The 23,126-nt window shown below is 38.8% G+C and carries 23 protein-coding genes, 1 other RNA gene and 1 pseudogene; 12 read left to right on the forward strand and 13 right to left on the reverse strand.

Going from position 1 to position 23,126, the window contains the following annotated elements:
* The first annotated feature begins 525 nt into the window (after nucleotides 1–525).
* Nucleotides 526–1,476 (forward strand): arginase, encoded by a 951-nt coding sequence (rocF, locus tag ACIQ0C_RS13760; RefSeq protein WP_403060743.1) that lies wholly within the window; start codon nucleotides 526–528, stop codon nucleotides 1,474–1,476.
* A gap of 365 nt (nucleotides 1,477–1,841) precedes the next feature.
* Nucleotides 1,842–3,278 (forward strand): amino acid permease, encoded by a 1,437-nt coding sequence (locus tag ACIQ0C_RS13765; RefSeq protein WP_402841811.1) that lies wholly within the window; start codon nucleotides 1,842–1,844, stop codon nucleotides 3,276–3,278.
* Nucleotides 3,279–3,553: 275 nt separating this feature from the next.
* Here ACIQ0C_RS13765 and ACIQ0C_RS13770 read toward each other — a convergent pair whose 3' ends face one another.
* Together ACIQ0C_RS13770 and ACIQ0C_RS13775 are read right to left on the reverse strand one after the other, a co-directional pair.
* A complete protein-coding gene (locus ACIQ0C_RS13770) occupies nucleotides 3,554–3,832 on the reverse strand; it encodes a hypothetical protein (protein WP_403060746.1) in 279 nt (92 codons plus the stop codon).
* Between the two features lie 76 nt (nucleotides 3,833–3,908).
* The gene (locus ACIQ0C_RS13775) at nucleotides 3,909–4,046 is read right to left on the reverse strand and encodes a hypothetical protein (protein ID WP_403060749.1); all 138 of its coding nucleotides are present in this window, start codon (nucleotides 4,044–4,046) and stop codon (nucleotides 3,909–3,911) included.
* Nucleotides 4,047–4,225: 179 nt separating this feature from the next.
* Here ACIQ0C_RS13775 and ACIQ0C_RS13780 point away from each other — a divergent pair, with 179 nt between their 5' ends.
* Both ACIQ0C_RS13780 and ACIQ0C_RS13785 read left to right on the forward strand, forming a co-directional pair.
* Nucleotides 4,226–5,557: an oligosaccharide flippase family protein gene (locus tag ACIQ0C_RS13780; RefSeq protein WP_403060752.1), complete on the forward strand. Its 1,332-nt coding sequence runs from the start codon at nucleotides 4,226–4,228 to the stop codon at nucleotides 5,555–5,557.
* 179 nt (nucleotides 5,558–5,736) lie between these two features.
* Nucleotides 5,737–5,928, forward strand: a complete 192-nt coding sequence (locus ACIQ0C_RS13785) for a DUF3934 family protein (protein WP_402841820.1) — start codon at nucleotides 5,737–5,739, stop codon at nucleotides 5,926–5,928.
* Between the two features lie 194 nt (nucleotides 5,929–6,122).
* Here the strand turns inward: ACIQ0C_RS13785 and ACIQ0C_RS13790 are convergent, their stop codons facing one another.
* Both ACIQ0C_RS13790 and ACIQ0C_RS13795 read right to left on the reverse strand, forming a co-directional pair.
* On the reverse strand, nucleotides 6,123–6,488 hold the full coding sequence (locus ACIQ0C_RS13790; protein ID WP_403060755.1) for a DUF948 domain-containing protein: 366 nt from the start codon (nucleotides 6,486–6,488) through the stop codon (nucleotides 6,123–6,125).
* 95 nt (nucleotides 6,489–6,583) lie between these two features.
* Entirely contained in the window at nucleotides 6,584–6,973 is a 390-nt protein-coding gene (locus tag ACIQ0C_RS13795) for a DUF948 domain-containing protein (protein WP_403060758.1), read from the reverse strand.
* A gap of 190 nt (nucleotides 6,974–7,163) precedes the next feature.
* Here ACIQ0C_RS13795 and ACIQ0C_RS13800 point away from each other — a divergent pair.
* A pseudogene (locus tag ACIQ0C_RS13800) lies at nucleotides 7,164–7,444 on the forward strand (four-helix bundle copper-binding protein).
* A gap of 188 nt (nucleotides 7,445–7,632) precedes the next feature.
* Entirely contained in the window at nucleotides 7,633–7,944 is a 312-nt protein-coding gene (locus tag ACIQ0C_RS13805) for a hypothetical protein (RefSeq protein WP_402841829.1), read from the forward strand.
* Between the two features lie 190 nt (nucleotides 7,945–8,134).
* Here ACIQ0C_RS13805 and ACIQ0C_RS13810 read toward each other — a convergent pair whose 3' ends face one another.
* Entirely contained in the window at nucleotides 8,135–8,806 is a 672-nt protein-coding gene (locus ACIQ0C_RS13810; RefSeq protein ID WP_403060760.1) for a hypothetical protein, read from the reverse strand.
* Between the two features lie 323 nt (nucleotides 8,807–9,129).
* On the opposite strand from ACIQ0C_RS13810, the gene ACIQ0C_RS13815 reads away from it, so the two are divergent.
* The gene (locus ACIQ0C_RS13815; protein ID WP_403061090.1) at nucleotides 9,130–9,339 is read left to right on the forward strand and encodes a YqaE/Pmp3 family membrane protein; all 210 of its coding nucleotides are present in this window, start codon (nucleotides 9,130–9,132) and stop codon (nucleotides 9,337–9,339) included.
* 77 nt (nucleotides 9,340–9,416) lie between these two features.
* Here ACIQ0C_RS13815 and ACIQ0C_RS13820 read toward each other — a convergent pair whose 3' ends face one another.
* Nucleotides 9,417–11,987 (reverse strand): helicase-related protein, encoded by a 2,571-nt coding sequence (locus ACIQ0C_RS13820; protein ID WP_403060763.1) that lies wholly within the window; start codon nucleotides 11,985–11,987, stop codon nucleotides 9,417–9,419.
* A gap of 550 nt (nucleotides 11,988–12,537) precedes the next feature.
* Here ACIQ0C_RS13820 and ACIQ0C_RS13825 point away from each other — a divergent pair.
* Nucleotides 12,538–13,497 (forward strand): sensor domain-containing diguanylate cyclase, encoded by a 960-nt coding sequence (locus tag ACIQ0C_RS13825; RefSeq protein ID WP_403060766.1) that lies wholly within the window; start codon nucleotides 12,538–12,540, stop codon nucleotides 13,495–13,497.
* Between the two features lie 277 nt (nucleotides 13,498–13,774).
* On the opposite strand, the gene ACIQ0C_RS13830 is transcribed toward ACIQ0C_RS13825, so the two are convergent.
* Nucleotides 13,775–13,951 (reverse strand): hypothetical protein, encoded by a 177-nt coding sequence (locus ACIQ0C_RS13830; protein ID WP_403060769.1) that lies wholly within the window; start codon nucleotides 13,949–13,951, stop codon nucleotides 13,775–13,777.
* Complete coding sequence (locus ACIQ0C_RS13835) at nucleotides 13,952–14,695, reverse strand: type II toxin-antitoxin system SpoIISA family toxin (RefSeq protein ID WP_402841993.1); 744 nt, start codon at nucleotides 14,693–14,695, stop codon at nucleotides 13,952–13,954.
* Nucleotides 14,696–14,978: 283 nt separating this feature from the next.
* Between ACIQ0C_RS13835 and ACIQ0C_RS13840 the strand changes: the two genes are divergently transcribed.
* The gene (locus ACIQ0C_RS13840) at nucleotides 14,979–16,064 is read left to right on the forward strand and encodes an MBL fold metallo-hydrolase (RefSeq protein WP_403060772.1); all 1,086 of its coding nucleotides are present in this window, start codon (nucleotides 14,979–14,981) and stop codon (nucleotides 16,062–16,064) included.
* Entirely contained in the window at nucleotides 16,024–16,311 is a 288-nt protein-coding gene (locus ACIQ0C_RS13845; RefSeq protein WP_403060775.1) for a hypothetical protein, read from the forward strand. Before ACIQ0C_RS13840 ends, ACIQ0C_RS13845 begins: the two co-directional genes overlap by 41 nt.
* 387 nt (nucleotides 16,312–16,698) lie before the next feature.
* Here ACIQ0C_RS13845 and ACIQ0C_RS13850 read toward each other — a convergent pair whose 3' ends face one another.
* Nucleotides 16,699–17,646, reverse strand: a complete 948-nt coding sequence (locus ACIQ0C_RS13850) for a DMT family transporter (RefSeq protein WP_403060778.1) — start codon at nucleotides 17,644–17,646, stop codon at nucleotides 16,699–16,701.
* Between the two features lie 375 nt (nucleotides 17,647–18,021).
* Here ACIQ0C_RS13850 and ACIQ0C_RS13855 point away from each other — a divergent pair, with 375 nt between their 5' ends.
* Nucleotides 18,022–18,348, forward strand: coding sequence for a YnfA family protein (locus ACIQ0C_RS13855; protein WP_403060781.1), 327 nt, complete (start codon nucleotides 18,022–18,024; stop codon nucleotides 18,346–18,348).
* A 115-nt stretch (nucleotides 18,349–18,463) separates the two neighbouring features.
* Here ACIQ0C_RS13855 and ACIQ0C_RS13860 read toward each other — a convergent pair whose 3' ends face one another.
* The 4 genes from ACIQ0C_RS13860 to ssrS all read right to left on the reverse strand — a co-directional run bounded on the left by ACIQ0C_RS13860 (nucleotide 18,464) and on the right by ssrS (nucleotide 22,414).
* The gene (locus ACIQ0C_RS13860; RefSeq protein ID WP_403060784.1) at nucleotides 18,464–19,807 is read right to left on the reverse strand and encodes an MFS transporter; all 1,344 of its coding nucleotides are present in this window, start codon (nucleotides 19,805–19,807) and stop codon (nucleotides 18,464–18,466) included.
* A gap of 243 nt (nucleotides 19,808–20,050) precedes the next feature.
* Nucleotides 20,051–20,239: a hypothetical protein gene (locus ACIQ0C_RS13865; protein ID WP_241588640.1), complete on the reverse strand. Its 189-nt coding sequence runs from the start codon at nucleotides 20,237–20,239 to the stop codon at nucleotides 20,051–20,053.
* Between the two features lie 292 nt (nucleotides 20,240–20,531).
* On the reverse strand, nucleotides 20,532–21,899 hold the full coding sequence (locus tag ACIQ0C_RS13870; RefSeq protein WP_403060787.1) for an MFS transporter: 1,368 nt from the start codon (nucleotides 21,897–21,899) through the stop codon (nucleotides 20,532–20,534).
* 327 nt (nucleotides 21,900–22,226) lie between these two features.
* Nucleotides 22,227–22,414, reverse strand: a non-coding RNA gene (ssrS, locus tag ACIQ0C_RS13875) — 6S RNA.
* Nucleotides 22,415–22,769: 355 nt separating this feature from the next.
* Between ssrS and tatA the strand changes: the two genes are divergently transcribed.
* Nucleotides 22,770–22,976: a twin-arginine translocase TatA/TatE family subunit gene (gene tatA / locus ACIQ0C_RS13880; RefSeq protein ID WP_101222064.1), complete on the forward strand. Its 207-nt coding sequence runs from the start codon at nucleotides 22,770–22,772 to the stop codon at nucleotides 22,974–22,976.
* The last annotated feature ends 150 nt before the right edge of the window (nucleotides 22,977–23,126 follow it).

Genomic DNA, 23,126 nt, shown 5'->3' on the forward strand with positions numbered 1-23,126 from the left:
AATCCAGCCTGCCGCTCTTTACCTTTTTTACGGAAAAAAAACCCTTCCATATGCTTTTATCTCTAGCGAAAAAACCCATTTTTGGAATGAATTGTTTCTAAAGGTTGACCAGATTGGCGAAAAAGTTCTTTATTCTCATGTCAAAAAAAATTTTTTTAATATAAAAATGAAAAATCCTTCCATGCATTTTAGGTGAAACCGCTCCTTTTGATGAATAAATGTAACTAGTAAAATATATTCAATATCTTCTGAATCTTCCTTGGCCATAGATTCCGATTGATAACGCTAACACTTCCATTCCTGGAATAAAAATCTCAACATTTGCAGATTTTAAAGGAATTCATCCAAATTCCCCTCATACCCCGCATGGTAATATATCCTATTCATCAATAATCAATAACAGGAAATTCAACCAAAGACTTTCACCCTTTTCTCAATCGTATAAATATTCAAAAAAATGTCGAGTTGAGTCATCTATCCTTTTACCCTTATACTAGGGTAGAAAAATCGAAGGAGGAATTACATATGAAAAAGGAAATTTCAATCATTGGTGTGCCAATGGATCTTGGTCAAACTAGAAGAGGAGTGGATATGGGGCCTAGTGCCATCAGATATGCAGGATTAAGTGAAAGACTTGAAAACATTGGCTATACTGTCCGTGATGAAGGTGATATTAAAGTAGAAATACAGGAAAGAGCACAAAGTGATAGTGACACAAATTTAAAGAATCTGCAGGATGTAGCAGAAGGTAATGAAAAATTGAGTCAAAAAGTGGATGAAGTCATCCAGGCGAATCGTTTTCCTTTAGTTTTAGGGGGAGATCACAGCATTGCTATCGGGACATTAGCCGGTTTAGCGAAGCATACTGAAAACTTAGGGGTAATATGGTATGATGCACATGGGGATTTAAATACTGCCGAAACTTCCCCATCAGGAAACATACACGGTATGTCCCTAGCCGTAAGTTTGGGGCTTGGCCACCCTGCACTGACTAATATCGGCGGATATTCTCCAAAAGTCAAACCAGAGAATATCGTAATCATTGGTGCCCGTTCTTTAGACCAGGGTGAGAAAGAGTTAATCAGGGAAAAAGGAATTAAAGTCTATACTATGCATGAGATTGATAGAATGGGTATGACAAAAGTGATGGAAGAATCGATTGCCTACCTGAAAGAACGTACGGATCTTGTACATTTATCACTTGATCTTGATGGTCTTGATCCAGATGATGCCCCAGGGGTCGGAACGCCTGTAATGGGAGGCATTAGCTACCGTGAAAGCCACCTTGCCATGGAAATGCTAGCTGAAGCTAATATCATTACATCAGCAGAGTTTGTTGAGATAAACCCAATATTGGACGAGCATAATAAAACGGCTGAAGTTGCTGTCGCATTAATGGGCTCATTGCTTGGGGAAAAATTACTTTATGGAGCGGAAGAACATATAACTCCTGATCTATTGGCCAATGTAAAATAATCGGACACTATTTTTTTGATAGAAATATAGAGAGTTCGTTAAAGTGATACTCCATAGGAAAAAGCCCATACTTCATTATGTGCTTCTTCCTCCATTGGCGGATGTTCGACATGAATCAATTTACATTCCTAGTTTCCTGACGCTTGGCTTCCTTTTCTTTATTAAGCGGCGCTTTCGAAATAAATTCTGCATAGGTACCTATGTACATTGACTCATGCTTCTTTAATGCAGAAGTAATCTCTTTTCGGAGGGGATTCGACATCATCTAAGAATCAATCAAAACTATTAGACTTGTGAAAACAAAAATTCCCTAATAACGTCAATAAATGAAACCGTTTGCACCCATCAGGTAAAGGAGTTTTTCAATGAAAACAGCAGAAAATCAACCAAATGAATTAAAACGGAGCATGAAAGCAAGGCATTTATTTATGATTTCAATAGGGGGATGTATTGGTACGGGCTTTTTCATCGGTTCAGGTTATACCATTCATGAAGCAGGAGCTTTCGGTGCTATCCTCTCTTACATAGTCGGCGGCTTCATCATGTATTTAACGATGCTTTGTCTAGGTGAACTATCCGTTGCCATGCCTGTTTCCGGTTCGTTTCAGACATATGCGACAAAGTTCATCGGTCCTGGAACCGGGTTTGCCATTGGGTGGCTTTACTGGTTAGGTTGGGCGGTTACAGTTGCCTTAGAGTTTCTGGCGGCAGGCCAGCTTATGCAAAGATGGTTTCCTGAATCACCCGTTTGGATGTGGTGTGCAATCTTTGCTTTCCTCATCTTTTCACTAAACGCGTTATCAGCAAAGGCATTTGGTGAATCGGAATTTGTTTTTTCTAGCATAAAAGTAGTGGCCATCATTCTGTTCATCATCGTTGGCGGTGCTGCTATGTTTGGTTTGATTGATATGAAAGGTGGACAAGAGACTCCATTTTTCTCAAACTTTTTCGCTGAGGGTCTTTTCCCCAATGGGATATCGGCCCTGCTAATCACAATGATTACAGTGAACTTTTCCTTCCAGGGCACAGAATTAATCGGAATTGCCGCTGGAGAAAGTGAAAACCCGGAAAAGGTCATACCAAAATCCATCAAACAAACGGTTTGGAGAACCCTTTTCTTCTTTGTTCTTTCGGTCACAGTACTTTCGGCGATGATTCCAAGGGAAAAAGCCGGGATCTCAGAAAGTCCATTCGTTGTTGTACTAGATAGTATCGGAGTTCCATATGCAGCTGACATCATGAACTTCATCATTCTTACAGCACTATTGTCAGTGGCGAACTCAGGTCTTTATGCTGCGACACGTATGCTCTACTCGCTTTCAAGGGAAGGGATGGCAAGTCCGAAGCTCGGTTTAGTGAATAAGAGAGGGATTCCGCTTAATGCCCTGCTCATCACCCTGGCGATTGCCGGTTTGTCTTTACTTTCAAGTGTGGTAGCCGCAGACACAATATTTGTCTTTCTTCTCTCCCTTGCAGGATTAGGTGCACAAATTGGCTGGATTGCCATATCGGCTAGTCTTCTTGCTTTTAGAAAATCCTATACCCGCCAAGGCGGAAAAATAGAAGATCTGAAATTCAAAGTTCCGCTATACCCATTCATCCCCATTCTTGCTTTAATAACAAACTGCATCGTCATGATCAGTTTAGCATTTGTTCCTGAGCAGCGAATGGCCCTATATTGCGGGGGAGCATTCTTCCTTGGATGTTATGCGGTTTATCACTTTAGAGTGAAGAAAATCAAGAAAGTAGAATCTCCCAAGCAGGAAGTTGAATTAAATGCCGGTAAGAAAATGGTCATTTGATCCAGAATTCCGCGAAGTATAGTAAAAGGTGAAATGCGATCTTTACAATCCACCAAGATTGCCTTTCAAAGAAGAAATACCCTGGATGTTTACACACCCAGGGTATTTCTTTTATTTAATCACCATTCCTGCATAGCTACCCAATGGTAAATCGCTTTCCAGCTCTTTTACTTCCCCTAACTATACCCTGTCTATAATAATACACATATAATAGGAAGTTAAATTTCCAGCTCCATCTAGGCAATAAAAACAAGTCTCAAAACAAAAAAATCATCTTAATCGATGATATTATATTGTGCAAATTCTTTTAATCTAGGCAGGATTGGCTCTAAGATTTCCTTGGCTATGTAATCGGTATCCAATCCAATGAAGCGTTCACTTTCCATGTCGACCGATCTCGCATTTTCCGGGTCATTACAAAAAATAAACGATATGATTCCGTTATCTTCCATCATATCTACATATTTAAATGTAATGTCATGTTTCGTAAGGCAGCTTTCAAACGCAATGCACAATTCATCTATATTTGATTGACTAATAGATGTGAATTTCATATTGATCATCCCCTCTGCTAAAGGATAGCAAAATAAAGCATGAATTTCAAAGCGAAATTCAATTCCCACCTTATGCTCATGATTCATCTGACACTTTCGACCAAAGGGAACACATGGCAACATCCCTTGCCCCTGTTTGGAATATCACCGTATGAAGCCTTTTGATGAAGATGGCATGGGTAATGATTTCCTCATTAGAAATGATTGTAACCAATCGATTTCATTCAAATTCCCACCCTTACCCTGATTAAATTTTTTATCTTTCAACAGCGATTAATAAGGATTGCCATAGGCATGACCGTACATTGTATCGCCGGGATCTGCAGTTCCTCATGAATATTCCATGGCATGTCTCATATCTTTATACAAACACCTTGTTAGGAGTGGACCAACATGAAATCTTTTTATAAAGGAACGCTCATCTTGATTGTCGCAGCGTTTTTTGGTGAATGTATCGAATTTTTAGTGAATATGCTCCTAGCCAGGGAATTACACGAAGAAGGCATGGGTCTTTATATGTCCATATTGCCAATTTTCTTTTTGATATATGTGATCGCCAGCCTTGAATTACATATTTCCATTTCAAAATTCGTTGCGGAAAATAAACAGGCAATGCATTATAATCTTATCATTCATGCACTTAAAATGGCTGCAGTCGTCGTATTGGTAATGTGTGTAGTCATGCCTTTCATACTTTCCTTCTCATCCATAATGGACAAATACCATCCCTATATTAAATGGCTGCTCATCACATTAATCCCGATAGTTGCCTTTTCGTCGATTGCAAGAGGTTATTTCATGGGTGTCCAGCAAATGGGAAAGATCGCCTTTTCCAACTTTTTAAAAGATATCATTCAATTCGGCTTGCTTTTCCTCATCTTTAACTTATTTCATTTTAACCAGGAAAAGTCATTATTGATGGCCTTTTTTGTTTTGATTGGCAGTGAGTTCCTCGTTTTTCTATACTTGATCAACCTTTTGATTCTTCAAATGCGGATCATGAGGCGCGGTACGAACTCACGGACAACCGGTAAACATGCACGGCAAAAGTTATTGGCGGTTTCTCTGCCCACCATGGGGTTAAGGATCTTTCATGCGATTACAAATGCCATCCAACCTTTTTTGATCCACACTGCCCTTCTCTCGGCAGGATTCGGTGCGGTAGTGGCTACAGAGCATTTTGGGATGCTCACTGGAGTTGCAATGACGATCGGCTTCTTTCCAGCCTTTATCGCACATTCCTTAATGATCATGCTCATTCCGAATGTTTCGAATGCTTACAAGAGGCAGGATAAAGAAAAATTGAGGGTTTTATTGCAAAAATCGATGTCTTTCACCGTATTGTATGGAGTTCCTGCGGTGATCTTCATTTATTTCTTTGCGGAACCTTTGACCTCCCTCTTTTTTTCTTCAACATCTGCCGCATACTATTTAAAATTATTATGTCCTTACTTCCTTTTTCATTTTTTTGTCATTCCCATGCAAGCCTATCTCATCGGCCTGGGTTTGGTGAAAGATGCTTTCATCCATACCGTATGGTCCCATATTGTTGCCTTTTTAATGATGTATATCCTAGGGTCACAGGCTTCTCTTAATATGGGAGGAATCATTTTAGGAATGAATACAGGTGCGGTATTATTAACTTTGATGCACTACTTGACCATTTGCAAAAAAATCGGCATAAGCATCTTACTGACGAAATCAAGATCGATATCGATAAAGTGAGGCAAACAACAAGTACACCCCGCAAAAACCTTTCTGTTATTGGTTTATAAAGATTTAGATTAAAAATATTGAGCCTTTCCCTGTACATATCACCTTCGTTACTGTATATTTCAACATACTTGGATAATAATCAAGTGAAATGGTTTAAACTAACCATACAATAGTAATGGAGTGATATCATGAGTAAAGCTAAGGCTAAGAGCGGAACGGGTAAAGGTACGGGCACTGGAACGGGCAAGAAGGGCTGGAATCGTTGGAAAACAAGTGCCAACAAGAAAAAAAGCGCCAAACCATATGTTAGTAAAGGTGTCAAGCATTCCAATGACTCAAAAACATCGGGTCATTCTATAGGTGACAAGACAGAAAAATAATCGCTTGTCCTTTAATCCATACAAAATTTATGTTTGTTCCACATTCTCATACAGGGTTTAAGAGATCTGTATGAGAGAAATGGGTCTTATAGATATAAACTACTGGCGATATCCATATGAGGCATAAGAGTACGGCTATTATACATACCATCAAAAAAGACACTCCAAAAACCGGTAGTGTCTTTCATTTTTTTTTATCTAATTTGGCTTTTGGGTTTGATAGCATTGATTTTTTTCGGGGAAAACTCTGTACGGAAGCCGTTAGTGGCTTTTTTAACAGAGTTTGTAACTGAATGTATCGCTTCACCAACGTCCTGAGCAGAATCCAATAATGGTTCAACCGTTTTCATTTTAGTTTTTACATCGTCGGTGATTTCATTTGCAGTTTGCAAAAGTTGTTTCGATTCACCGGACAAATCGTGGATGGCATTTCTCACCTCAACCAATGTTTGATTGGCTTCCGCTATCGTGACCATTCCCTTTTGAAGTGTACTGATTAAAAATACGACCAACCAAATGAAGGCTAAAGCTATTGCAGCCACACTATATTGAATAATCAAGATAAAGCTCCCCCTCTAAATTAAATAGTAGAAACGATTAATTTTTATTATGTTAGTGAATCCCGGGGTGCCTGTTTTTAAGATAAATGATGATTCTATTTGATTTTTATTTGAACCCCCCCAGCTTCAGTTCGAGTTGAAGGAGCTGACGGTGTGGATGAATCCTTGGGGCGGCCTTCCAAACTGGCTTCTTTCATGGAGCTGGTTACATTATGAATCATTTCCCCAACATCTTGAGCGGATTCCAGCAATGGATCTACATTTTCCATCTTCCCTTTTACATCCGCTGTAATTTGATTGGCAGAGTGGATCAATTGTTTGGACTCTTGCGTCAATCCATGTACTGCATTTCTTACCTCTTCCAGTGTCTTATTTGTTTCTTCGAGCGTTCCCATTCCTTTACGCAGCGTCTGGTTGAGATTATATATCAAATACACGACGGCTCCGGAGACACTGGCAACACTTAATTTAATGAACATTTTCATATATCCACTCCTTTCATTTAAATTTATGCACTGTCCCTTTCATTCATTCCCTATAGGCCATTACTTGTCCGGTCAGTTTGAAAGAACCATTTACCTTACCTAAAAGAAGTTTAAAGGATAGTTTAATGGATAATAGTAAGGAGAGACACATGAGAATTATTCATCTGTTATCCAAACTTTAAATGATTGTATGACCGCGTGTAATCATTGTTACGACGGATGCTTAAAAGAAGATCATGTAAACATGATGGTGGAATGCATTCGCTTGGATCAGGAATGTTCGGATATTTGTTCTTATTTAGCACAGGCGATAGGGAGAGGAACACCGTTATTTCAGAGTTGGCTGAAGCTTGTGCCAAGATTTGTGAAAGCTGCGGAAATGAATGTAAAAAACACGATCATGAACATTGTCAAAAATGTGCTGAGGCTTGTTCGAGGTGTGCAGAAGAATGCAGAAAATTAGTCGCTTGATGTAAGGAATAGATAATGCTATTCCTTTTATTATATTACCCCTTGTCTACTGACTACTTTTTTTAACCTATTAAAGGCTAATGGTATAAATATATATTCTAGCGAGGTATATGTTGAAATTTTTAAGAAAAACATATATTGAAAACCGCCCTTTTTAGGCACACTAGTATTAAAAACAGGAGGATATTATGACACCTCGGAATGTTCCTGCTAAAGATGATTTAGAAATGAAAGATACCCCCGCTTCACCTGATAAGGAAAGTGAAGTAGCGAAACTCAATCGATTATTAGGTGCGGTCATGCGATATTTATCAGATGATGAGCAAGAAGAAATAGATATAGAGTATCTTCTCGAAAACACCGAAGGGCTGCGGGATTGGTGGAGTGAATATAGGGAGCTTGACCGAAAACGGGTGGAAGAAGAAATTAAAAATTCCCTGACGGATCTATCCCTTGAAGAACTTGAAAACATCCGTGAACAAATACGCACAAAGGCATAATAAAAAAATCCCCGCATAGGGATTTCAGTTTGAAGAATGGGGTTCTACCTAAAATTTAAAAACCGCAGTCAAACTCGCTTTTCTTTGAGCTTGTCGTCTGAAACCCCTGCATTGTGATTTAACCAGGTCATTCCAAAGACATTTTTGCATTTTATAATCATTCCGTATATGCGGCACCATAAATCCTAGTTCAAAGACCACTCAAGGAACTTAGTTCTAGTTGAACGATCATGGAATCAACTAATGCATGCAATGGATTTAAAATGGTCTTTCCTGTCTGAAGTTCATATTTCCTTGCTGCTTCGACCATTGAGAGTTGAGCCACAGACAGCGGTCTATTTTCGTTATTAAACTGGTATAGGAAATTCATGATTTCCTGATTATAGCTTTCTCCCAACCCCTGCATGATGAATTCAAAGGCATTGTCGATAATGATGACTTCAAAATCCACAGTCCCATATTTTTCAGCATGTGCATTTAAACGTTTTACCGTTCCTTCAACAGTGGCAGGGTTCGTGAAAAATATCATTTGCGGTTGCTGCAATTGGCAAATTTGATCAAAATATGGTTCATCGATTTTAATGATGGGCATCGGTAAAGATAGTTGTTCTTCGTTTAATAAAGCGATATAGTTTGTACAGGTTATCAGGATGGCATCCACTTTACATTCGGCAATCCATTCGACTTGCTGTTTAACCTTTTTTTGAGCATCCGAATGATTAAAATTTTCATCCGTTGACACCCGTTGCATTAATCCCGGATCTACAAAATGAAGCCATTCAATATCGAATTTCGAGAATGCGGTTTCTATGTATTCTATATTTGTATAGTGAGCATGCAAACAGCCTATCTTTTTTTTCATAAATCTCCCGCTTTCGTCAGTTAGTATTCTGATTATTCTAACACAAAAAACGGCGTTACATTGACCGAAAGCAGCAAAAACGATGATTAGCAATGGCCCTCCTGCTATATCGGAGGTAAAAAGACTGCTTCTTTGAGCCAGAATGTTCAGTAGGTATGAATCGGGCTCTTGAGCATATATTTATCAAGGCGATAACAAGAGGTATCATCAGGAAATGGAACTTCATTAACCGAATTGCTTCTCAATTAAATTAAAGTAAACTAATCATTAGAGAAACAAACCGTTATTGTCAGATAAAAATCTTTTATTGGAGAGTGTTCACCATTCTTTATTTAATTGCGATTCTTTTCCCTCCATTAGCCGTATTATTAGCCGGTAAACCCATTCAGGCTGTGCTTAATTTGGTCCTCACACTATTTTTTTATGTCCCTGGTTTAATTCATGCAATCTTAGTGGAGCATGATAAGAAAGCGGATAAGCGAATGAAGCAGCAAGCAGCATTTATTGCTAAATCGAAACGAACGACCAAATGATTTATTCAAACACCAATAACCCGAATGACGACACCATTGTGCACTTCATTCGGGTCATTATTATAAAAGGAATTCGTTTAATTGAATCTGTGCGTCTTTCTAAGCCCTCGATGATAACAAGCGTCACATATTTGAAAACGTGAGTCATCCGGCAGCCTTTTCCCACAGCGCTTGCATTTTTTTTGATAATTCAACATTTCATCTTTTAACTGATCATGAACGCCATCACTGATTTCTTCACGGATACGCTCCCAATAAACAGCTTCCGTCCGCTTTCCCATCCGATATAAAAATAATAGATGAAGACCTATCGCTTTATAAGATAGCTCCAATTCTTCAAGATTCCTTGTCTTGATGATCGGTTCAGGAAGGTCACTGTTCTCGGCAATCGCTTCGACCGTTTCCAGCCACTGTCTGATCAGACTTGGTTCTTTTGCCGAAAAGGGAATATGCAGGAAACCATATAAATCCATTAAAGAAAAACGAGCTTCGATTTCAGTATCCCGTATCAGTTCGTAAAGCTCCCTTTCTTCCGCTAGAGATGCCTTTTTCGTGCCTTTAGGAGGCTCAAACCTCTCCCACATTTCGAAAAATGTCCCTAGGTTCCGGTAATATTTTTGAAAACGTTCAAATACAGCAGAGGTTGGGGCGATAGTGAAGGTTTGAACTGGCTCATCTACCTGTTCCAGCAACTTATTCATGATTTTGATTTCTGCTGTAAATGCTACCTTACCAGTGTCATAAATGCCTTTTCTACCCGCTCGGCCTGCGATTTGTTTGATTTCTTGAGAAGTCAATCTTCTTCTTCGTGTCCCGTCGAATTTTTCATTTTCAAGAAAGACGATTCGGCGTATTGGCAAGTTCAACCCCATTCCAATCGCATCGGTGGCAACGACAACTGATGTTTCACCTCGATTGAATAGTTCTATTTGCCGTTTTCTATTTTCAGGAGGCATACTGCCGTATATCATGCTGACATTATGTCCACTCTCTTTAAGCCGGGACGCGGTTTCCAGTACCTGCCTTCTAGAAAAACAAATGAGGGCATCCCCTTTTTTGGTATACTTCAGTCCAAACTCCCTTTGTTCCACCTCAAGCGGTATTTCCCGTCTGTATTCGTGGAGTTCTAAATCAGCTTCATTCAGAAGGTTCAGAAGCATTTTTTTGATATTATTGCTCCCGATTATGTGTACTTCTTTCGCATTAGCTTGTGTAATCGCCCTAAACCATGAAAAGCCTCGATCTTTATCGGCAATCATTTGGGCTTCATCTATGACGATTACTTCATGGTAGTCTTTTTCATGAAACATTTCAACGGTACTGGAGACATGTTTAGCACCCTCAACAGCCTTTTCTTCTTCACCGGTTTTTAATGAGCAAGGTACACCGTCCGCATTTAATTTATCAAACACTTCAAGTGCCAGCAGTCTAAGTGGAGCCAGATACATACCGCTTTCCGCTTGTTTCATTTTCTCCAGGGCCTTATGCGTCTTCCCGGTATTGGTCTCACCGATATGCAAAACATATCTAACTTTTTTTCCTAACGATGGAGTATAGGCCTTACCGATGATGTCATCGATCATCCTTTGCTCTTCTGCCCGCTTCCTGGCTTGTTCTGCCAATACCTCAGCTTTTCTTCTTTCTCTGTTCTCCACGTCTTTTTCAAATATTTCTTCATGCAATGTTTCATTAAAAGGAATTCCCTCAAGCTTCAGTAAATCAGAAAGGTATTCTTCCTGAAGCTCATCAAAACAGGACTGAGACAAATCTGCCAATTCATCGCTTAATATACCTTGAAGGGCATCGTCCGTCAGCCTTTCCCCATATGACTCCAAAAAATCATGATGCAGTGCGGCAGATAGATGTTTCAAGTATTTATCAGGGGCTAATTTCATAATGAAATCCGAAACTAACCTTTCATACCTGTAGAAGTAATTTTCATATTCATAGCGGTTCCTTCCCCAACCGATTAACGAATGAATATCGCCTGTCAGCTCTTCGAAAAAGTCAGTGACCATTAGGTATTCGGCAGCTTGAAAGCCGCCCTCTTCAACCAATTGTTCTTCAAGCAAGTATGGATCGACATATTGGAATTTAGGCTTATTCTTAAGATCTTTTGCCAAAATACCGGCAATATAATACCTGACATGTAAATATAAAAGAAGTGAGTTATTTTCGAAAAATGAATTGGCCTCTTCTTGCAGCCTTGCTCGTATTTTCCAACGCTGCTTGGCAAGCCGCTGTTCTTCTAGACGCCTAAAGAATTTTTCCCTTGCATTTTTATATCTTTTTTCCCAATCTTCTTGATTGTCTGCAAAGGTCTTTTTAATCCACGTTAAGCCATCAAACGGGCGATACTTCTTTAATTCGTTCCGAAACATGCTATTGATCAGCTTATGATCTGAACCTTCCGTTACAAATCCCCTTTCGCTTAAAAAAGCCTTTTTTTCCTTTCTGGGCACATCATTCGATGCTTTATTTATCCAAACATTAATCCAAATTTGCTCAATAAAAGTCGTCCTGTCTGATATATATGCTGAATAAGCAGGCATCGTCTCTTGATTCTCTAAATAAAAATCAATATCCTGGATTATTTTTTCTTTTGTATTCTCTATAGCAATAGGATATATACTTTCTAATTTTCCCATAGTGATCCCCTTTTGAATTATCCAATATGTACTTTATTACTTCCTTTTATCCTCCCCAAATTTTTGTTTAAAATGAGCTCGGTACATTCGTTTTATCGATTTAAATTCATGTGCTCCGTTATCTTGAGAGGATGCAAAAATGCCAAGTTGCTTTACTCTCCACGGTAAATATCAAGAAAATACCAAATATGCACATTAAAGTTACTCTCACCATTTCATTTACAGTATAATGCTATAAATACTGATTAGAATTTATCGATTATGAAAAGATACCCCGCCTTGCCCAGAATCGTGTACACGGATTAGCTATTTTGGAATCAGGCAAAATTTAAAGATTAGTAAAAAAAGCCGAAAATAAAGTAAAGGTCAATTTTTCAACTTTCTCGATTACATGATTCATCCATAATACGAATCCAACCCCTTAATTGAGTTTAGAGGAAATCTGGGTAACTGTCACGATATTCAGATTACGCTTTTGTGTCTTTGTTTTGAATATGAGAAATATCATCCAGAAAACTAAAAAGAATATAGATAAAAGAGGAGCTTGAGAATGATTCAGCAAGATATCAACTATTATAAAAATTTCGATTCCATCGCTAAAGAAGTATTAGCACTATTAGCTCAAACCATCGAGGTCAATACATTTTTCCTTTCTATATTGAATCCCATCCAGAGTTTCATGATCAAGTCCTTCAATAGAAATGCAAAGTTAATTTGTGAAGGTGACATCCTTCCTTATAATATGGTTTATTGTAAATTAGTTGTTGAGAATGGCTTGGAACCACTCGTTATCCCTAATTTTGGGGAACATGAATTGACAAGTGGCCACCCCGCAACGAAGTTAATCGGGAATGGGTGTTTTATGGGAGCTCCCCTAATAAATGAGGGTGAAATCATTGGGACATTATGTGCATTCGACATTAAACCACATGTTTTTAAAGAATATGATCTGAACCTCATTAAGTCTTTGGCAGCTTTGATCAGTCATGCCATCAATCTTGAAAAAGGGATTATCAGGGATCCATTGTCAGGTCTTTATAATCGGAATTTCATTTATAATTATTTTGATTATCATCAAGACAAAACGAACGATGAAATGGCCCTTCTTTACATCGATCTTGATCATTTTAAATTTTTCAATGATTCCTTTGGCCATGATACTGGTGACGACGTCATTAAAAAGGCTGCCGAATGTTTTTTGCAAACCGTCCCCGAAGGCAGTCATGTTGCTCGAATCGGTGGTGATGAATTCATTGTATTATTAAATCCTTCGCATTGTGAGGATTTAATGAAAAGCACGCAGCAAAACACTGAATTATTATTGAACAGTTTATCCACCATGCCCATTACCATTAATGGAAATGATCATTTTGTATCAGCTAGCATAGGGATTAGCTTTTATCCTCATCATGGTACGGAAATGGACTCACTTTTGAAAAAAGCGGACCGCTCCATGTATATGGCAAAAGAGTCTGGAAGGAAAAATATTCAATACTTCCACCCTAAGTGATCATGTGAAAAATAAAAAAAACCAGCTCTCCTTAGAGACTGGCTTTCTTTTACCTTAAAAAAATCCAACGTTTCGCTTTCAGCCTTTGCAAAAGCTTGAGCAGTTCGGCATTTTCCTTATGTATCCGTTTCTCGGATGGTGAAGCGGAGGGGACTGGGATGTTAACTCTCTCGGGTTTTTTGTTCATATTCTGAAAGACCCTTCCTATTCTTTGATTTGAATAGTATATGCGGGCTTTCCATTAAATATCATAAGGAAAGGAAAAACCCCTTCCATCTTATAAAACATTTTTTAAACGGCTGAAGCGTGCAGCTTTTTCTTTTTGTTTCAGGATAATGCGTTCGTTCTGTTTCATCACTTTTTTAGTGTGGGGACTTAAACCTACATCGGGTATTTTAACCTGTGGTTTGATTACGGCAACTGACACATTGCCGGCTTTATCATAAATGCTCATTTATCCTTCACCACCTGGTTTTTGTTTTATGACCATATCGAACATCATGATTAATAATGCTATCAATAAACAATCGACTTCTGAAACGAAGCTTTCTGATTTAACGTCAAGGATATAGGGTTCCATCAAAATACTAACAGGCTGCAAAGCCATTTTTTCTTCATCATTATAATACGTATCGTCTCTTTCCAATGTAGCACGAATGGTACTGCCATTCAAGTTCGGATGCCCATTTAACACCAATTGCTTGTCCTGTTCGGTTTTGAAAGGAAGGATTTTCACGTTCATCCCTTCCTTTGCTGCATATGCTTGAAGGAGAATGCTCAAATAAGCCAAGTATTCCTTATTCGTTTGATAATACTCTGGTATTCCCTCTTTCTTTAAGAGATGAAACATATTCTTGACCTTTTCCCTATTATCCGTTAATAGTTTATCACTTTCCGCAACGGCTTTTGTTGCATAGGATAACTCGTTATCGCCAATCTTGGATATATACATGCTCAAGAACACAAACATATCAATCAGTATGAATACGATAGCCATAATCAAGAAATTTTTCCACTCATTAAAAATGCTCATTGGATAGAAATTCCAATAAATCAGTGCTCCCAGTATGAAAATGATATACCAGGTTTTTCGAATCGCTTCAATCCTTTTACTTACCTTGTCTTTATATTTCCAAGAAAGAATGACATAGGCTAATAAAGCTATAAATACTACCCATACAAAGAATCTGAAAAACATTAACAATCGATTTATCACCCTACCCTTCGGCTGCTACATTCCTTATGCCGCCCTCTATATTATTCATTATATATCCCTCTATTCCCTGCCTAGGACGGGTGAAACTTAAACACTTGCCAGAAGTTTTCACCAGATGAAAAAACACTCCTCCTAATGTGAATTTACAGTTAATCAATAATATCTTTATCATTTTTCTTGTGGGACATCATAGTAAATCACTCTATAAATTCTGTGATATGATATGTTTTAATAAAAGGTATGATTAATATTGGAGGAAACCATCATGATGAAAATTATTAAGATCCTCATTTCTTCTTTTATACTATTATTCCTTTTCCTAAACCTCTATCCACCGCTTGGAAGACGGATAAACAAGGAAAAAGTGAGAAGTTTCACTACTAAAGAGAATTTTGCCAAGGGAAAATTCCAAAATCAGATTCCTGCCAGTCAAGCGATGAGTCTTAAACATACTGGTTCCATTTTACGTGATTTCATAAAACCTAATCCAAAAAGGAGGCCCGACAGTCCCATTGTAATTGGAACAAAAGACCCTGCATCTATGAATTCCAATAAAATCACCTGGTTTGGTCATTCTGCATTCATGTTGGAGTTAGATGGGAAAACCATTTTAGTGGATCCAATGTTTGGCAAAGCACCCACTCCCTTTCCGTGGTTCGGGAACAAGCGCTTTAGCGGGGAGCTGCCTATTGATTTGGATATGCTGCCTCCTATCGATGCCATCCTGCTCTCACATGATCACTACGATCATTTGGATTATTTCTCGATAAAGAAATTAAAAGATAAGGTCAGTCAATTCATTGTCCCACTCGGTGTCGGTGGACATCTAGAAAGATGGGGCGTTAAACAAGAACTGATTCAGGAACATAATTGGTGGGATGAAGTTACATTCAAGGACTTGCAATTTATTTGTACGCCTGCAAGGAATTTTTCTGGAAGAAGTTTAGGCGATGGCAATACGACACTATGGTGTTCCTGGATAATTAAAGGAAAACAAGAAAAGGTATATTTCAGCGGCGATAGTGGATATGGCAGCCATTTTAAAGAAATCGGCGAAAATTACGGGCCTTTTGATTTAACTTTAATGGAATGCGGCCAATATGATGAACGTTGGTCAACCATCCATATGATTCCGGAAGAAACTGTTCAAGCACACATCGATGTACAAGGAAAACGGATGATCCCCATTCATTGGGCTGGTTTCACATTGTCTTTTCATGACTGGACAGATCCGATAGAACGGGTAACAAAAGCGGCCAATGACCTTGGTGTCCAGGTCTGCACACCTCAAATAGGCGAACCAGTAGTGATTGGTTCAACGGATTTCCCTCAAACAAGATGGTGGAAATGAAGGTCCATCCTATTGGGATGGAGCTTTTTCATCAAATGATGTTCCCGAACCAATTGACCCAAAGCTATACCTTCAACTCCTCGGGTATGGTTTCTATCTAAATGTTATATCTAAATTGATTGGAGAGGAAGGTGCTGCGAGACTCCTGCGGGAAAAGCGCGTCCAGGGAGACCCCGCAGGCGAAAGCCGAGGAGGCTCCCCGACCGCCCGCGGAAAGCGAGTGCCTGGAGCGGTAATCAACGTCTAAATTGTACAGCCCTTAATAAACTGTAGACAACTCAATTTTCAGTTTAACTACAGTCTAAAAGGTCCATTCCTATTGGGATGGACCTTTTTCATCAAATGATGTTCCCAGAGCTATACCTTCAACTCCTCGGATATGGTTTCTATCTAAATGTTATATCTAAGTTGATTGGAGAGGACGGTGCGAGACTCCTGCGGGAAAAGCGCGTCCAAGGGAGACCCCGCAGGCGAAAGCCGAGGAGGCTCCCCGACCGCCCGCGGAAAGCGAGTGCCTGGAGCGGAAATCAACGTCTAATTGTACAGCCATTAATAAACTGTAGACAACTCAATTTTCAGTTTAACTACAGTCTAAATGGTCCATTTCTAATCGGATGGACCATTTTTATTCATTTCATATTTTCCCTTCATTATATTCAAGATTCACTTTTATTGAATGCTCTTTCTTCACTCCAAAATAATTCGTGCCTATTACACCTAAAATGATTAGTATCGACCCCAATATATCGTAGATTGTAATCTTTTCATTTAGAATGAGAGCTCCTGCCGCAATCGTGACAACAGTGGAAAGATTTGCAAACACACTCATTTGGGACGCTTTGATTTTTGATAAAATCGTATTGGATAATAACGAAGTGACCAATGAAGCCAATATTCCCAAATACAAAATGGAACTGATGAATTCCATGCTCGACCATGGTGTAAAGAATTCCGCCATCGTACCTTGTTTTAAATGGGTAACGAGAGCAGCCACATTAAAAATGACAAAGCCTGTTCCCATCATGAAAAAGGACATTTCACCTGGTGTATGGTCCTTGGCAAGTGAACGGGTCATCGTTGTATAACAAGCAGTTGCAATACAGGATAGCAGGATCAACACCATCCCAAGCATGTCAGAAAAATTGATGGTGCTCCCTTTCATCACAAAAATAAAAATGACCCCAACTACCGACAAGACAATCGAAAGTTTTTGATATACAGATGTTTTCTCCTTAAGGAAATACCCAGCTATCATCAATGTTAGAATCGGGGTGACGGCAGACAGAATTCCAGCATCGGTGGATTGCGAATACTTAAGTCCGAAAGTTTGAAAGGCAAAGAAAAGAGTTGGGAATAATAGAGATAGCGGTACAAGATTTTTAATCGACTCCCAAGAATAGTTCACCTTAATGACTTTTACGGCGACCAGGAATAAAATGATGGCGAAAGAAACCGTGAACCGGAACGCCAAAGTATCAAGCGGATTCGATTCTGCGATCGCCATTTTCGTGAATAAGAAAGATAGGCCGACAATACTTGAATGAAATAGTGCTAACATGTATGCAAATGATCGGGATTTCATGGCTGCAACTCCTCAACTAGATTACTATATTCCTATTTAGGTATAGTACCCTTTGCATCTGTATTGCAACCCAAGTTAGAGTAAAAAAACTGGTCTTTTTTTGGATATTTTACGAATTAAAGCCTATTACAATAATGTATGGTTGAACTAAAATCTGAATGCATCATATCGTAAGAAATATTAATCGACAATGACAGAGTTTTTTCGATAGGTCTCTTCTAATTCAATACTATTGTAGGCAATTGGTTCTTCATAAGCGGTCTGAGCTTTCTGTTTTCTTTTCAACGGGGATGCCCAGTTAATTTAATAACAACACTGTATCATTTACAGTTTCATATAAGATAAAATTTCAACGAGAAAGCGAGGTATACATATATGTTAGTTACTACTGTAATTTTCCTTTTGGCTGGCCTGGCAGAAATTGGCAGCGGTTATCTTATTTGGCTTTGGCTAAGAGAAGGTAAATCCATTTATCTAGGCTTTGCCGGAGGTTTCGGGTTGGTGTTATACGGCATCATTGCAACTTTCCAAATGTTCCCTACCTTTGGCCGTGTATATGCTGCATATGGCGGGGTTTTCATTGTTCTATCTGTTTTATGGGGATGGGGCATCGATAGGAAACCCCCTGATTTATATGATTGGATTGGAGCTGTAATCTGTTTGGTCGGTGTTTCAGTCATTATATGGGGCCCTAGACAGTAAAAAAATAAAAGGGCATAAGGCCCTTTTATTTCCTTTCCTTTACCATGATCTCCATTTGTTGTTCTGACCAATTTTCATTTAAACATTTCCATGCAGTGATCGAGCTTGGTGTACATCATATCAATTTCTTTTCCTGCCTGTTTGCCGTCATATTGCTGAAGTTATCCTGTATGAACCAAATCGCCATTGCTGCAATGATGCATGGTATGGCAAAAGCTAAAAAATTGACTTGCAATGAAAATTTCATATCTAGCAAGATCCCACAGAAAGTAGGAGCGAGTATTCCTCCAATTCTGCCGATACCCAATGCCCAGCCGACACCTGTAGAACGGATTTCATTCGGATAATACTGCGATACATATGCATTCGTTACGATTTGTGTACCTGTTGTCGTACCTCCTGCAATGGCAATCAGTATATAAAGCATGATCATGCTTGGCTTGAAGCTCAGCATCGTTAGGGTAATGAATCCAATGACCAAAAAAGTAACCAAAATCCTCTTAGCACCATATTTGTCTGCAAGCTTCCCTCCAACGATTGCCCCAAAAACTGCTCCAAGGTTCAATACGACTAAGAATGTCAGGCTTGAACCTAATTCATATCCTGCCCCTCCCATGATTTTTGGCAGCCATGTACTCAAACCATACATTACGAACAAACACATGAAAAATGCAATCCAGAACATGAGGGTACTCAAAGTCCTCCCATCTTTGAACAACCGTTTAACTGGAAACCCTTTCATTTCTCTTTTAAGTTGCTCCTGCAGGACATAATGATCATTAATGGTGTATTGCCCGTCTACATTCATTTGATTCAAAACGTCCACCAATTTGCTTTTCTTGTTTTTTGCCATGAAATAATTTATTGACTCAGGCAACAATTTATATAATATGGGCATGAAGATTAATGGGAGTGCACCAAGCCAAACCACTGCCCGCCAACCAAAGTTCGGAATCAGGTACATCGCTCCCAATGAAGCGACAACTCCCCCTAGAGCATGTCCGCTAAACATGATCGCGACCAGGGTACTTCTAAGTTTTTTAGGAGAATATTCCGTAATGATTGCAATTAGGTTCGGCATGACTCCTCCCAAGCCTAGTCCTGCAATAAAACGTTGTATTCCAAAAGAAGTAGGATCATGGGCAAAACCAGATGTAAATGTAAATGCGGAAAAAAGGACCGTACAAATCAAAATGACTTTCTTTCTGCCGAATTTATCAGCCAGCGGTCCAAAGACCAACGCTCCTATCATCATTCCAAACAATGCATAGCTGCTGAATAAACCTGCCTCTACAGCAGTTACCCTCCACTCCGCCATCAAAGATGGTAGAATCGTGCCAAGCATGAACATATCATACCCGTCACAAATGATGATAAAAATACAACATAATAAAATCTGTAAATGAAAACGGTTAAATCTTTGTTCATCAATCATTTCAGACACTTGGAATGTGCGCATTTCCTTCCCCTCTTTCTGCTTTTCCTTTTGACGTAGTCTTAAGGATGTCTCTATTTTTTTGGCTGAGCTAACATTTTAATGACAACCGATATTGTAGTTACAAACAAAAATTATACATATATAGAACTAAGTTCACTATATATTAACTTAGTTTTTAGAATATTGTCAATAATCAAAGTCGATTAGCCATATTAATCAACAAAAAAGCCCTCTTATCAAAGAGGGCTTTTAATGAGTTAAGGATTAGGCTTCCAAGGCTTCTTTACGCTTTCTTTTCCTTGATTCTGTTATTAGATCATAACCAAGATAAAGGATGATGGCTCCGCCTAACAATTTAACATACAATGGAATGTCCGCTACAAAGAAATAAATCATAGAGAATAATGTCCCTATAATGCTTAACCAAAAAATTACATGTTTTAAAATTTTCAAAGTATTGACTCCTCACAAAAGATGAGATTAATTTCTAGTTCGCTCCACTTCAAGGGAGAATTAATTATCCGTACCATCATTCTAACATTTATTCTTTATATTAAGAGTGACTCATATTGCGAAATTATGAACATTTATGCAACTTTTCTAAAGAATAAGGTCAAGCCCTGGAAAATCTATATGCTATTTCTTGTCAATTTGCAACTTCATTACTACGGCAAAAAAGTCCAAAAAACAAATAGGCATGAAATGACAGCAATGGTATCCCAGCACTGCATTTCATGCATGTAGTTCACAAGACGTTCATTTTATTGGATTCTACGACCATTTCTTCAGTTGGTTCCGAATGATCCTGTTTATAATAAGCCATTTTTACCGGAACGAATGATAAGGCAACCGCAGCAATCAGACCCGGAATGGCGAAGGCGATGAAATTCAATTGGATGGGTAGCGAGATGGATAATAAAAATCCACCGAGTATGGGCCCGAGCATACCTCCAATCCTTCCGATACCAGACGCCACCCCTAGTGCAGTCGATCTAATACTTGGTGGATAGTACTGGGAAACATAGGCTTGTACAAGGTTTTGGGCACCAATGGTACAGGCTCCTGCAATCGCTACCAATGTGTAAATCACAAATGAGCTTCCGCCCATTCCCAATAGCGTCAAACTTACAGCCCCAAGCGCATACATCGGCACAAGCATTTTCTTGGAACCATAACGATCACAAAGTTTAGCGATGATAAGCGTGCCTACTATAGCGCCACCTTGAAGGACGATCAAGAAACCTAAACTTGAATTCAGCGCATACCCTGCCTCGATCATTAGCTTTGGAAGCCATGTATTCAATCCATAAACCATCAATAAGCACATGAAAAAGGCGATCCAGAACATTAATGTGCTAAGAGCACGGGAATCCTTAAACAATCCAACAATCGGCATATTGGCTTCTGTTTTTTTCACTTCCACAAGTTTGTCCTTGATGTCGAATTTACTTTCCGGACTTACCTTTGATAATATTCTGATCAGTTCTTCCTTTTTGTTAATTCTGATCAGATGGGTCGATGCCTCTGGTAAACGTTTCATCATGAAGGGTAAAAATAACAATGGTATTCCGGCAAACCAGAATATTGATTCCCAACCTAGTCTCGGCATAACCAGGATGCCCAGTATCGGAGCAAGCATCCCTCCGAATGAGTAACCGCACAAAACGATTGAAACGACCATGCTCCGCATCGTTTTCGGTGCATAATCCGTCAATAAGGCAATGACGTTCGGCATTATGCCCCCAAGCCCTAATCCCGCTAGAAACCGGAAAGTCGAAAACATCGTAGGCGTATCCGCAAATCCACATAAAAGCGTAAATAAACTAAATAAAATAAGTGTAATCGCGATTACGTTTTTCCTGCCAATCCGATCTGCTAATGTACCAAAGAAGATGGCCCCGAACAACATTCCAAATAGACCGTAGCTGCCCATAGCCCCCGCTTCCACGGAAGTAAGGTTCCATTCCTCCGTCAATAACGGGACAACTGTTCCGTAAACGACAAGGTCATAGCCGTCAAAAAGGATAATGATAAAACACCATGCCAGCAACCCAAAATGAAAGCGGTTAAATTTACTGTTGCTAATTACCTCGGTCGTATTAATTTTAGCCATAAAATTTTTCTCCTCTCTATGTGACTGCAGTAATTCCATCCACATGATAGCGCTTACGTAATCACTCAAAAAATATTCGACTTTCATATTTTTATACAAATAGTGAACCGAGTTATCTAATTGTTATTATAAATGCTAATTATCTGATATTTCAATAAAAACTTTCACAAATTATTCATAATTCGTGAAGCCTTCACATAACCAGGTTAATTACATGGTATTTGCGATTTCTGAATAACATCCTTTTTTTATACCGATCTTCAACGTTCCAAACCGTAAAACAACAAAAAACCAGTCCCTTATCGGACTGGTTTCTAATTATTAAAGTAGTAAGCCGCAATTGCCGTATTCAAGTAAGAAAGTTTTAAACCACCACTCCTCAAAGTGGGTGTTTGCAGAAGCAATCCTGTTGTCCAAGTCAGTGACGAGGCATAACATTCCTGTTTCAATATAAAACTCCCTATTACAGCTTAAAGGTTAAAACTTAATTATCATTACGAACAACGCAGCTTGTATAGTTATAATACCGAAATATCTTCAATCTTGCAAGTTTAATCATTCCCATGTAACAAAAAAATTTCATGCCACACATTAAGCTGGTGTAGCCAAATTAGTTCAATGCCCAAAACGTAAGACGGCACTCTGATTTACCGTCCCCCACTTTCATTGAAATCTTTTTAGGGAATATCATACTTGGGTAAGTAAATATTTTTAAATAGAATGTGCAAGATAAAATTGAGACGGAATTGAAAGTATTTGTCTTGCGAAATCATAGGAAGTTGAACACTATAATATATCCTAAATAACATTTGCAAATACATGGAAGGAGTCTATAATATTAACTAATAGACTTGATTGGAGTGACTGGTTATGCTTTCAAACATTGGTTTTCCCGGTTTAATTTTAATTCTTCTTTTAGCTTTAATTGTTTTTGGACCGAACAAGCTACCTCAAATCGGACGGGCAGTCGGTACCTCGCTTAGGGAATTTAAGGATGCAACCAAGGGAATAACAGAAGAAATACAAGAGGAATTCAAAGATGATGTACAAGCTGCAAGAAAAGAATCGATAAAATGAAAAAGACGCCTGCACGCAGCAGGCGTCTTTGATGCGTTTGTGGCGCAGAACCGTCAGGCCACATCCCGACGTTTAGCTAAAAGCTTGTTCTTCGACTTACACAAATTAGCTCATCGCTTTATTACTATAACATTAAACTTATATTTTATC

It is taken from the genome of Peribacillus sp. NPDC096448 (assembly GCF_044762675.1).
In the GTDB taxonomy this organism is placed as follows: Bacteria; Bacillota; Bacilli; order Bacillales; family DSM-1321; genus Peribacillus; species Peribacillus frigoritolerans_B.